We start from the raw sequence: 12,595 nt of genomic DNA on the forward strand, positions 1-12,595 counted from the left end.
GGCCCGAAGGTCCCCCTCTTTGCTCCGAAGAGATTATGCGGTATTAGCCATCGTTTCCAATGGTTATCCCCCACATCAGGGCATATTCCCAGGCATTACTCACCCGTCCGCCGCTCGCCGCCCATAAACGCACCCGAAGGATTGTGTATGTCGCTGCCGCTCGACTTGCATGTGTTAGGCCTGCCGCCAGCGTTCAATCTGAGCCATGATCAAACTCTTCAATTAAAGTTTTGGCTCAATGAATACTGTTAATCCATTACCGAAGTAATGAATGAATTGACTGTGCCGAATCTTACGATTCGATTTGGTCACTCAGTTTCATTGATAATTCTTTTTGACTATCATTTCACGAGTGCCCACACAGATTGCATGGTCAAATTGTTAAAGAACAATATATTCAACGTATTATCAGTGATTATCGAAACAATCTCTCGTTGAACAGGGCAGCCATTCTATCCAATCAATCCTCAGTGTCAAACACTTTTTGAAAATTTCTTTTTTTAGAGTGGATTCCCTTACCGCTACGTCTCCGGCTTAATAAGTTGCCGTATTCCGTGTCGGTGATGCGGCATTATAGGGAGAGATTTATTATTGGCAAGCATAAAAACAAAAAAAAACGCCGACCGAACAAAAAACAAACCAGGCAATCCAAACCGGTTTACTTTAGCGTCAAAACACTCAATATATCCCGCCCTGCGGCTTTCACTCTTCGTTTACTCGGCTGGAAACACAGCACCATGATCTCCTGGCAGGCCGCATAGCAATAGGCTTTCTTCAGCCGATTATATTCCGCCTTCCCTGTCACCCAGCGCAAATACCCCGCCAGCAGTTCCGCTGGGTGTTTGCTAACTTTAGGACGGTGCCGGTCAAGGATACGCTTCATCGCTTCGAGCCGCTTGTTATGATCACGACTTATTGCATCAGCTCTATCTGAAATGTAATGACAAAAGTTAGTATTAAGAACCCCAACGGCACCTTGCTCTGCTACTTTCAACCACAAATCCCAATCAGAAGCCGATTTCAAGTAAGGATCGAACCCCCCAACCTCGATTAGGGTTTGCTTTCTTACGACGACGGTACTGGTACCGACCACGTTCTCGGCATAGAGTAATGGGGTAAGCGACGTCAAGACCACGACTGGATTATTGCCTATTTGCTTCCTAAAGCGCGGCCAATATTCAAAACAGCTGATAATAGGCCGCCCTGCCTCACTCACATGCATGTAATCGGTAAAACTACATACCAGCTCCGGGAAATGTTGATGCAACGATAGTTGCTGGGGTAACTTGTTTTCCAACCAATAGTCATCAGCATCAAGAAAAGCAATTAACTCATTGGAGCAATGCGAAACCCCAACGTTTCTTGCTTGCGACACCCCCGCCCGTTCTGTCAACAACAATGTGATGTCCACTTGCCTAGCCAACCACTCACGTGAGCCATCGGTTGAACCATCGTCCACTACTATGATCTCAACTGGTATTCCTTGCATCCTGATGCTTTCGATGGCACGTGGTAGCGTTGGCAGACAATTATAATTTGGAATAACAACACTCACTTCTGCTTCTGAGCTCATCCGATTCACCTCTGTCAATTTACCTCGCTAATCAATGCAATCGACACGCCAATGCGTATTGGCATCAATATTGGATATGTGATTAAGGGGAGCACTTGCCTGGAAGCCCAAGAGATAGTGCTCAAGCAGCCACCTCTAGCTCGGGCAAAGACACCGCGAGGATTGAGCAATGAAGAAGATTGGTTATGTGATACCGGTATTCCCAACGTTATCCGAAACCTTTGTTGGTGTTGAGATCAGGGCAATGAAAGCACTGGGGCATCCAGTCCAGACCTATGCCTTCAGTCCAGGACAGCATTTCCAGCCTGCGGACGACGAGCTCAAGCAACATTGCCGCTACCTATCCACAGCACCAACCTACCCATTTGAAGGGCTGTGGAACATTCATCGCTGCCACACATTTCTCAGACAGCAAAAAGGGTTTACATACTTGTCACTACTAAGACAAGGACTGCAGCTGGCTTACTTGGCCAAGAGAGACCAATGCGAACATCTCCATGCCCACTTTGCCTGGCACAGCACGGCAACGGCAATTGTCGCGGCAAAGCTGCTCAATATTTCTGTCTCTTTTGTCGGCCACGGCGCTGATATCTATGCCACACCACAGGACATTGACAGCAAACTGAAAGCCGCCAGTTTTATCTGCGCTGTCACCAAAGAGATGCAAAATGAACTGCAAACTGCAACAAAAAGTCCAGTTTTGCATATACCTTGCGGTATTGACGCATCCCAATATCCACCACTCAATACCAATTGGCAGCCAAAGAAAGACTTCTTGTTCATTGGCCGATTGGTTGAGAAGAAAGGACTTGGTACATTGCTTTATGCACTAAGCCAACTCCCCCCTGATACCAATCTGGATATTGTTGGAGACGGTCCGCTGCGACCGGGCCTCAACCAACTCGCCTATCAACTCGGGCTTAATTCTCACAACCGTCCGCAAGTTCATTTTTTGGGCCATAAGGAATCAGCTTGGTACCGCCAGCACGCCAATGATTACAAAGCCCTTGTCGCCCCATTCACCATCGCCCCCAATGGTGATAAAGATACTGGCCCACTTGTTATCAAAGAAGCAATGGCATTGGGCCTTCCTGTCATAACAACTGACTTATCTGGATGCGATGAAATCCTCGAAAAACAATATGGCCTTCAGGTTCCCATGAATGATCATTCCGCACTGGCCGACGCCATGGCATATCTCCGCCACCAGCCGGCCTCGGCACTCGCTCCGCTCAGGGAAAAGGCGTTTAAACGGGTCATGGATCAATTTACTGCTCGAACACAGGCCCAAAAGCTCTCTGCCCAAGTAGAAGCTTCATGAACGTCTCCATGACGATGACGGTGTACGCCGTTGGGTTGATCAGCAGCAAGCTCATCGCTTTGGGACTACAGCCCTTTGTCACCCAATGGCTGGGATCGGAACAGTTTGGTCGCTTGGATGTGCTAGTCACCCTGAGCTGCTTACTGACACTAGCGATGTCATTTGGGATCAGCGATGCTATCTACCGCTTTGCCCATGAACAACAAGAGCCAATGACCATTTTCAGCTCGGCGTTTGGGCTCATACTCACAATTGCCGGCGGGCTAACTATTATCGGCCAATTGGCGGTACCTCAAATACAGCAGGTCCTGCCCGGCATGCCTGACGAGTTTGCCCTCCGCTGCCTGCTCGTTACCCTGTTTCTCAATACACTTTGCTGCGTGCCCTTGGCCATTTTGCGGATCCGCAACCAAGCAACACATTTTGTTACCGCCCAGGTTGTGTTTGCCCTGACCCAAGGAGTAGGGATTGTCCTCCTTGCTCCCCATTACGGCATCGAGGGGATCATGGCTGCGGGCTTGGTTGCCCAGATAGTGCAAGTCATCGTATTAGCCAAAAGCTTTCCCTCTCCCAAGCTGGGCAATAACTCGTTGCTACTCAAATATGGCTGGGCAATTACCCTGTCGGGAGTGCTTAACTTCATGGTGCTCGGAGCTGAACGCTGGGCAATAGCACAAACGCTGGGACTGGCCTCCCTCGCCCCCTATGCCATCGCTATCCAGTGGGCAATCGCTGCCAGCTTGTTGCTCGAGCCATTCGGGCTGTGGTGGTTTCCCAAGCGCTTTGGTCTACTGCGCACTCAAGCCGATCGCCAACACGCCGCCACGATCAGCGTCCTTGGCTGCCAGCTAAGCAGCCTAGTTGCCGCGGGGATCATCACCATCGGCTCTCGCTTCCTGCTGATATGGCTTCCGCCCGAATTTCATGCCAGCGCCAACATACTGCCCCTACTGGGCATTGCTATCATGTTCAAACATGCCAGCACATTGCTCAATATCGGCTGCTATTTCCAGAAAGACGGCAAAAGCATCATGCTGATAGGCGTGATCAGCGCCAGCTGTGCGGTATTACTGCTGTTATTCATCCTGCCCAATTTCGGCCTTTATGCCTTTATCTGGGCGAGTATCGCTTTGCAGCTGGTGCGGGCCGGCCTCTTTTTTGGCTGGAGCCAACACTACCTTCGCCTGCCCTACCCACTCTATCGATTGGGTGCCAGTTATGCTCTTGTGGCCATGCTACTGTTCAGTCACTTTCAATTATCTATCATGTATGAGGCGCTCTGCCTGCTATTACTGGCCATCCAAGTCAGCTGGCCATGGCTTGGCAAGCAAATAACCAAAAAAAGAGAGCCGTCAGGGCTTAACAAAGGCTTGGGGAGCGGCTAATGACGCGACCAAACCAATGGCTCCTCGCGCTGACCAGCTGTTGCCTGATTTGTCTGACCTGGATGTCTCACGGTAACTTGGTGTTAGTCGTTAGCCTGTTATTCGTTTTGCCTTTTGTCATCAGCCAAGCCTTTCTGGTTTGTGTCGGCTTTATCATCTTCTCCTATTTCAGGATCCATGAAGCCTTCCCAGTACTGATGCCACTGAAGATCCCCCAACTGTTAGCCTTGGCAAGCCTGGCAGGGCTGGGCTGGCAGCTCTGGTCGCAGAGAGAGACGATCTGCTGGCATCGCTTACAGACCCTGATTTTACTGTTTAGCGGCTGGGTACTGGTCTCCTGCGTATTTGCGACCAATCGGGGCGAAGCCTTCGCCAGCCTCAATGGCAATTTCATCAAAATAGTGATCATGGTCTTCGCTATCAGTTGGCTACCGCAGCGGCTGGCACAGCTCAAAATCATTCCTTACCTGCTATTGCTCAGCGGATTGCTGATTGGTGGTTTGGCCCTCTTCAACAAAGCCAATGGCATCGGCCTGGTGGAAGGCACTCGGGTCACTATCAGTCGGGATATCGGTTCAATGCTCGGCGATCCCAATGATCTGGCCTTGGTGCTACAGTTCCCGGTTTCATTTGCCATGGCGTACAGCTTCCACGGCCCGAAGTGGCAACGGGCTTTGTCGGTGCTGGTGCTGCTCACCATGATCATGAGCGTCCTGGCGACCCAAAGCCGCGGCGGGTTATTGGGGATTGCCAGTGTCGTCTTTGCTATGGCCCTGATGAGAAGCCGCTCGATTGTGCTGCCTACCGTTATCAGCGGGATCGGACTACTGGCCTTGGTGCTACTGGCGGGGATCAGCGAGCGTAGCTCAGGCGGCGCTGCCGAAGCTGGCATCGATGAGTCGGCGATGGGCCGTATCTACGCTTGGCAAGCGGCCTTCAACATGGCTATCAGCAACCCTTTCACCGGCGTTGGCCTCAACAACTTCTTCTATAACTACTACTTCTATTCGCCGCACTGGGATGGCAAAAACCATGCGGTACACAGCACCTGGCTCCAGATCCTATCGGAAACAGGTTTTGTCGGGCTGGTATTATTCCTGCTTATGCTTATCGGAGCCCTGCGTGTCAGCTACCAGCTTCTCAAACGGCTTGAGGCTCATGAAATGAAACCACTGGCGCAGGGGCTGTGGCTTGGCACCTTGTCATTCTGTGTCGGCGGCACTTTCCTCACCCAGGGTACCACCTGGCCGCTGTATATATTGATCGGCCTGTTACTGGCTTTAGATAGACTAACCCTTAATCAGGAGGCTAACCATGCGCGCGTTCGTCAAGGCCCATCTGGCACCTAGCCACCTTGCGCTCCTTAAAAACGGGATCCGTCAGTTACGCGGATGCTACTTTCCTTGTATTCCGGGAGTGCACCGTTGTATATATCACTTGCACCTTGCTGTTAAGCAAAGCTTGCATTGCATTTTGCAAAAGTGCTACTTCACCCCCATGTTTATCTCCCGCCTCGCCAACCGGCCACGCCAACTCCACCTCGCTTGTGGTATGCCACAAGTCCTTGGCCCGCTGGATATTCAAATCGGCGAACAATGCCGCCTCTCCGGTATCGCAACCTACTGCGGACGGGCATGGGGGCAGCAAAAGCCCCGGCTTATCGTGGGGAACAATGTCGATATCGGCTGGCAGAACACCCTTGCGGTGGGGCGTACCATTCGGATTGACGACAATGTCAGGCTTGCCGGTCAAGTCTTTCTCGCCGGTTTTCCCGGCCACCCTATCGATCCCATCGCCCGGGCTGATGGCCAGCCGGACACCGAGAACCAGGTAGGTGATATTCATCTGTGCCGCAATACCTGGCTTGGCACCGGCGTCATGGTGATGGCCGGCGTTACCATCGGTGAAGCAAGCGTGATCGCCGCAGGCAGTGTCGTAACAAAAGACATCCCCCCCGGCGTGCTCGCCGGAGGAAACCCGGCTCGAGTGATCAAGCCGCTGGAGTACTGAGATGGAATTTCTGGTTTTCGGCGAGGATTGGGGGCGTCACCCCTCCAGCAGCCAACACATATTGCAGGCAATCGGGGAAAAGTATCCGGTCCATTGGATCAACTCCATCGGCTTACGCCAACCGACACTGACCCGCAGGGATCTCAAGCGGGTATGGGAAAAAATCTGCGCCGCCAGGCCGAAGTTAAGCGCTCGGCCGTGCCCTAAAGCAACCGTACCAAGCCTGACGGCCTTAGAGCCAGCAACCATCACCAAGCCAATGGTATGGCCAATGGCACAATCTTCATTGCTCAGGCACCTCAACAGGCAGTTACTCAAACGGCAACTCAGACGGCACCTCAATGCAAAGCAATCCCAGCGGATAATTTGGGCGGCGCTACCCAGTGCGGTTGATTACCTCGATATCTGCGACGGCGATTTAGTCGTGTATTACTGTGGCGATGATTTTTCCGCTCTGGCTGGCGTCGATCACCAACAGGCTACCAGGGCCGAACAGCGCTTGGTAGCTCGGGCTGATCTCATTTTTGCCTGTAGCCCCGCCCTTCAAGAAAGATTTCCCGCCAGCAAAACCGTTCTGCTACCGCACGGGGTACATTTGTCGCATTTTGCAAAACCAACCGATTGTCCTGATGATATCGACCTATCGCGGCCCAGTATCGGTTTCTATGGTAGCCTTAATGCCTGGCTGGATCAGCCCTTGCTGCTCAGGCTTGCCAAGGCCCGGCCCAATTTCAATTTTTACTTTATCGGCCGCCAAGATAGTGATATCGAGACATTGCGCCAGCAAGGAAATATCATCTTATTACCCGCCAAGCCCCACCACCAGCTAGCCCGCTACCTGCAACACTGGACCATGGCTATCCTACCCTTTGTTGATAATGAGCAAATTCAGGCATGTAACCCATTAAAACTCAGAGAATATCTAGCCGCGGGCTGCCCAGTGATCAGCAGCCGCTATCCCGCAACGCTTCCTTACCATTCCGTCATCACCACCGCCACCAGCACCGATGAGTGGTTGACCGCTATCGACCACTACATCCAGTGGACACCCCAGCAAAGACAGAGCTATTCGCGACAAGCCTATAGAGCCGTAGCAAATGAAAGCTGGGATCACCGTGCGATACAAGCCGTCGAGGCCATTCAGCAGGGGCTGAGCCCCTGAGTAATGTCAATGATTTCAGGCGTCAGATTACAATTTAGCTAACTTCGGGCACTTTTTTTGCTACCAATATATGTAGTAGCAATTTAATACCTCAGGGGGATGCATGAAAAGAATCTTGGTTGTCATCGGCTGCCTACTGGTATTTGGCTGCGCCTCGCCCCCACCTCTGACTAGCCTGACACTTTTTTTCAGCCCGGAGCAAATCTCGCTGACGTCCGAACAACAAAGAAAAATTAGTCAATTCTTGGCCGACAATCCCTATCACCAGTTAATTGCCAAAGTGGCGCCGGCAGACTTGGCCAATCCTTTTGATGCATTGATGCAGGGCCAGAAACGAATCCATGCTGTCAGCAAGTTGGCGGAGAGCCAAAGCATTCCACTGCACCTGGAATATGCGCCCAGTCAGATTGCCGATACCCTAGTTTTGCAAAGACAATCGCCATGAGACACCAACTCTTCGCCAAGCTGTATCCGCTACTGCAGGCGCTGTGGAATCATCGCTACCTGCTGCTGCTTCCCATGGTCATCATGCCCTTGCTCATGACGGCTGGCGGTGCCGTGAAGGCCAAGCGTTATTTCGCCCAAACCACAATCCTGGTTCAGGAAGCCGCGATGCTAAATCCCTTTTTGGAAGACCTGTCAATTTCGATGAACCTCCAAAAACGGATCAAAGCGTTGCGGGTGTTACTCCACAGCCAATTTGTGCTGGAGCAAGTCGCTATCGACTTGGGACTCTCTCCTGCCGGTAACCAAAGCCAACTCAATACGGTTGTCGGCCAGCTCAATAGCAATCTCAGTGTCAACTTGGTCGGCAGTGACTTGGTTCAATTAGGCCTGAATTGGCACACACCCGCGGAAATGCCGCACATTCTCAACAAGCTCTCAGCATTGTTTCTCGATAAGCTACGCGCTCCAGGCCGTGCCTCGGTTGACAACTCCGAGCAATTTCTCCAGCAGCAGCTCGAAGCAACCCTGACCGACTTGGAAAATGCCGAAAGCGCCCTGGCGACGTTCAAATCAGACAATGCCGGCAACCTCCCCCAGCTACAAGGAAGCCGAATCCAAAATGATGCCCAGATAAACACCCTTATCCAAGAGACCAAACGCGAACTGCTCAACGCCCACGCCAAACGCGATAACTTCTATGGCCGCCTTGCCAGTACCAATCCTATTGTTGGGATGCTCGAAGCGGAGATTGTCAAAGCCGAAGCTGAGCTGACCATACTCAGGGCCCGTTATACCGATCTCCACTCTTCGGTCAAGGCCGTGCTTCGCCAGCTAAATCGCCTGAAGCAAGAGCGTTCGCGCTTAGTTGACCAGCAACAATCACTCAATGCTCAAGAGATTGGCCAACTCTGGCAGCGCATCGCCAGCAATACTCAGCAACTCGATAACCCTAACCAACCGCTGCTGATCAGCCAGTTCGAACAACTGCAGCAGGCAGAAAGCCAAATCCAATCGCTGGAGGGGGAGCTCAACTTGCTCCAGGCCCAGGCATCACGTTTGGAGAGAAAACGGGTCGAGTTTACCCAACTGGAAAAAGAGCTGACCGTGCTGCAGCGCAACTATGACGTCAAGGCCAAGATATACAACCAGCTACTCGAGCGCTACGAAATGGCCAAGGTAACCGGCCAACTCGGGCGTTTCGAAGAACCCGACAAACTCAAGATCATTGCACGTCCCAGCGTCCCTAACCAGCCATTGAACTGGCCGTGGTGGCTCAACTTCACCATGGGGATTGTGGTCGGTTTCGGCCTCGGGCTATCACTGGTTTGCGCAGTGCAATTGCTTGATACCCGACTGTACCAAAGCCAGCAGATCGTCCGTCTGGCCAAGGCCCCCGTGCTAATACGCATTCCCCACTTTCCCGAGGAGACAGCATGACCACTACGACTCTTCAGGTTGTCCAGCATCTAAGTCCCGGCGGTATTGAGCGACTGGTACTCAACCTGGTGCGATTTGCCTCTGCCGACAATCAAGTGTACGTCGTCGCACTGGAAGGCTGCAAAGCGCAAGCTATCGAACAATGGCCCGAGCTAGCCCCCCTTGCGGATCGCTTATTCTTCCTCGGCAAACCTTCTGGTCGCAGCGTGAAAACCGTTTTCACACTGCGCCGCCTTATCCGCTCATTGCAAGCCCATGTAGTCCATTCCCACCACTTGGGCCCGTTACTCTACAGTCGTATGGCGTGTATCGGGCTCAGCGGGATCACCCACATCCAAACAGAACACGACAGCTGGCACCTCGATGATGCCAAGCAGCGCTTGCTCACCCGTAGCCTGCTGATGGGCAGCAGTATCCAGCTTGTTGCCGACGCGCCGCGCGTTGCCGCCCACCTCAAAGCCCGGGGGATCACCGCCGATCATGTCATTGTCAACGGGATCGATACCCAGCACTATTGCCCGGGGCAAACCAACCAGGCAAGGCAACGCCTGTTGCTACCCACGGATAAACGGCTCATTGGCTGTGCCGGTCGCTTGGTCCATGAAAAGGGGCTAGATACCCTGCTCGAAGCGCTGGCAAAGCTACCAGAGGCCTACCACGTCGTTGTGGCAGGCCACGGCCCGGAACGAGAAAAGCTGCAAAACATGTCGCAGCAGCTTGGGCTGGCGGGCCGCGTTCACTGGCTCGGCCGCTGTGACAACATGCTGGATTTCTACCGCGCCATCGACCTGTTCTGCATGCCTTCCCGCCAGGAGGGGCTGCCCCTGGCATTGCTTGAAGCCCAGGCTTGCGGCAAGCCTGTTGTCGCCACTGATGTCGGCGGGATCCCTGACCTGATCTGCCCTCACAGCGGTCACCTGCTCCCGCCAGAACAACCCGCATTACTGGCCCTGAGCTTAGAGGAGAAATTCCGTATACCTAGCCATGACTGCCAGCAAACAACCCAATATATCCGTCTGTTAGCCGATGTTCGAGAAATGACGGCTTCATATGAATCGCTCGGAAAAAGATAACGAAATCACTATGACTATGAGCTGGATAATACTACTCGCAATGACTGCCGTGATTATCTATCACCACATCATCTATACCGCTTTGATGGTATTTCTGGGGCGAACAGCGCCAGACTCTGCACAAGCGGAGGCAACCACAGGGCCTTGTTCCGAGGCCAAAACACTTCCCTCGGTCGCCATCATGATTCCAGCCCATAACGAGGCAGAGTTTATCGACGCCAAGCTAGCCAATCTGGTGGTGCTCGATTACCCAGCCGAAAAGCTCTCTGTCTGGGTCTGCTGCGATGGTTGCAGTGACAATACCGCCGCGCTGGTACAAGCATGGCAAGCCAAGTATGCCGGAGCAGGGATTCAGCTAGAGTGCATCGTTGAAACGGAAAACAAAGGCAAAGTGATACGCATCAACCAGCTGCTCAGCATGGTTAGAGACCAAGCGGATTTGATCGCCATGTCCGATGTCTCGGCGTTGCTCTCCATTGATGCCCTTCGCCAAGCCGCCAATAGCTTCACCAATCCGAAAATCGGGGCCTTGACCTGTAACTACCTATTGGCCGAAGCCACCAGCGGTGAGCAACAGTACTGGCAGTGGCAGAACTCAATTCGCCAGACAGAAGCAAAATTCGGCAGTGTCATGGGCGGCAATGGGGCATTCTATATTGTCCGCGCCCCGCTTTTTTCCTACTTGCCGGAAGATACCATCAATGATGATTTCATCCAGACCATGCTGGTGATCAAGCAAGGCTTCCAGGTCCAGTTCAACCACTATATCAACAGTGTCGAACTCTCCCCATCCACCGCTCAGGATACCTACCAGCGCCGCCAACGCATTGGTGCCGGCAATCTGCAGCAACTGATCCGCTGCCGCTTCGTGTTTCGCCACTCCCATCATGGTGCGCGCTGGCTTTTCACATCGGGCAAAGCCATGAGAACCGTCATGCCTTTCATTTTGATCGGATACTTGTTACTCTCGCTTAGCTTGGCCATCCAGGGTTCAGCCTTAGCCCTAGCCCTGATAGTCCTGCAGGCAGCAGGGTATATCGCTGCCACCCTGCCGCTATTTGGCGTGTCCAGCAAAGCTACCGATAAACTGCATTATTTTGTCAGCAGCTATGCAGCCTCTCTGATAGGTATGCTCCGTTACCTGCTGGGCCACTTTCGCAGTGGCTGGCGCCACCTCCCCCCATTGTCAAACTACCAGGCCCTGTCGACCCAGCTACTCAAGCGCACTAGTGATATCTTGCTGGCATCAATCGGCATGGTATTAACGTTACCGGTCTGGCCGTTGATCGCCTTGTTGATCAAGCTTGACTCCCCTGGCCCCATCTTCTATCGCCAGCTGCGTGTCGGCCGGATCAGCGAGGAACAAGTCGAGCTGTTTGAAATTATTAAATTTCGCTCTATGTTCAACCATGCAGAGTCGAAATCTGGGGCAGTATGGGCCCGGCAGAATGACTCCCGCATTACCCGCATCGGCCACTTTCTGCGTGTCACCCGGCTCGATGAGCTGCCCCAGTTGCTCAATGTCCTCAATGGCGATATGGCATTGATCGGGCCAAGGCCTGAGCGACCTGAATTTTGTGGCTCGCTGCAAAATGCATTGCCATTTTACCTCGAGCGAACCGCAGGTCTGAAGCCCGGGCTCACCGGCCTTGCGCAAGTCAGCCAGGGCTATGACAACAGCCTGGAAGACGTCAAAAATAAAATCGCCTTTGATCACGCCTATGCCTTGGCTCTTAGTTCACCGCTACAGTGGTTCAAAATGGATCTGTTCATTATTTTTAAAACCATTTACATCATGGTGAGTCGACGCGGGCAATAGTTGGCACAGCTCTTGTATTTATTGAATAAACACAACAACCTAGAGGCTAGTTATGAACCAAACAGTAAAAAAGGCCAATATCGGCTTGAGGCTCCAAGATGAGTTCGATGCCCACCTTGCCCGCCAGATGGAGCCGGAGTTCGAAATGCTGAGCCAAACCGACAACGATGAGATGATCATCGATATGACTGAAGTGCACTTTATTGACTCCTGTGGTATTGGTGCCATCGTTTTCTTGTATAAACGGCTAAAATGCAGAGGAAAAAGCTTACACCTACTCAATGTTAACGGTCAGCCGCGGCAGCTGATGAAAATGTTAAGGATCGACAAGGTGATCCCGCTGATCACCTCGGCGGAGTTATGTTAAT

The 12,595-nt window shown here is 52.5% G+C and carries 11 protein-coding genes and 1 rRNA gene; 10 read left to right on the plus strand and 2 right to left on the minus strand.

The annotated features are described in order from the left end of the window. Window positions 1-225 (minus strand): 16S ribosomal RNA (locus C9J03_RS04070); the annotation flags it as partial. A gap of 433 nt (window positions 226-658) precedes the next feature. After that, complete coding sequence (locus C9J03_RS04075; protein WP_052260854.1) at window positions 659-1,573, minus strand: glycosyltransferase family 2 protein; 915 nt, start codon at window positions 1,571-1,573, stop codon at window positions 659-661. 169 nt (window positions 1,574-1,742) lie between these two features. On the opposite strand from C9J03_RS04075, the gene C9J03_RS04080 reads away from it, so the two are divergent. From C9J03_RS04080 to C9J03_RS04125, 10 genes are all read left to right on the plus strand, one after another. Then, window positions 1,743-2,894, plus strand: a complete 1,152-nt coding sequence (locus C9J03_RS04080) for a glycosyltransferase (RefSeq protein ID WP_044622395.1) — start codon at window positions 1,743-1,745, stop codon at window positions 2,892-2,894. Beyond that, on the plus strand, window positions 2,891-4,279 hold the full coding sequence (locus tag C9J03_RS04085; RefSeq protein ID WP_044622394.1) for a lipopolysaccharide biosynthesis protein: 1,389 nt from the start codon (window positions 2,891-2,893) through the stop codon (window positions 4,277-4,279). Before C9J03_RS04080 ends, C9J03_RS04085 begins: the two co-directional genes overlap by 4 nt. Continuing rightward, window positions 4,279-5,628 carry an O-antigen ligase family protein gene (locus C9J03_RS04090; RefSeq protein WP_044622393.1) on the plus strand — a complete coding sequence of 450 codons (1,350 nt, stop codon included), beginning with the start codon at window positions 4,279-4,281 and terminating at the stop codon, window positions 5,626-5,628. The genes C9J03_RS04085 and C9J03_RS04090 overlap by 1 nt, the downstream gene beginning before the upstream one ends. Continuing rightward, on the plus strand, window positions 5,594-6,289 hold the full coding sequence (locus tag C9J03_RS04095) for an acyltransferase (protein WP_039465352.1): 696 nt from the start codon (window positions 5,594-5,596) through the stop codon (window positions 6,287-6,289). Before C9J03_RS04090 ends, C9J03_RS04095 begins: the two co-directional genes overlap by 35 nt. A 1-nt stretch (window position 6,290) precedes the next feature. Beyond that, a complete protein-coding gene (locus C9J03_RS04100) occupies window positions 6,291-7,451 on the plus strand; it encodes a glycosyltransferase family protein (protein WP_044622392.1) in 1,161 nt (386 codons plus the stop codon). A gap of 103 nt (window positions 7,452-7,554) precedes the next feature. Next, entirely contained in the window at window positions 7,555-7,896 is a 342-nt protein-coding gene (locus C9J03_RS04105; RefSeq protein ID WP_039465359.1) for a hypothetical protein, read from the plus strand. Beyond that, window positions 7,893-9,335, plus strand: a complete 1,443-nt coding sequence (locus C9J03_RS04110; RefSeq protein ID WP_044622391.1) for a GumC family protein — start codon at window positions 7,893-7,895, stop codon at window positions 9,333-9,335. The genes C9J03_RS04105 and C9J03_RS04110 overlap by 4 nt, the downstream gene beginning before the upstream one ends. Further along, window positions 9,332-10,408: a glycosyltransferase gene (locus C9J03_RS04115; protein WP_044622390.1), complete on the plus strand. Its 1,077-nt coding sequence runs from the start codon at window positions 9,332-9,334 to the stop codon at window positions 10,406-10,408. Before C9J03_RS04110 ends, C9J03_RS04115 begins: the two co-directional genes overlap by 4 nt. A 16-nt stretch (window positions 10,409-10,424) precedes the next feature. Beyond that, window positions 10,425-12,227, plus strand: a complete 1,803-nt coding sequence (locus C9J03_RS04120) for a sugar transferase (RefSeq protein WP_231569063.1) — start codon at window positions 10,425-10,427, stop codon at window positions 12,225-12,227. 52 nt (window positions 12,228-12,279) lie between these two features. Beyond that, entirely contained in the window at window positions 12,280-12,594 is a 315-nt protein-coding gene (locus tag C9J03_RS04125; protein ID WP_039465368.1) for an STAS domain-containing protein, read from the plus strand. The last annotated feature ends 1 nt before the right edge of the window (window position 12,595 follow it).

Origin of the sequence: Photobacterium gaetbulicola, from assembly GCF_003025515.1 — a bacterium.
In the GTDB taxonomy this organism is placed as follows: Bacteria; Pseudomonadota; Gammaproteobacteria; order Enterobacterales; family Vibrionaceae; genus Photobacterium; species Photobacterium gaetbulicola.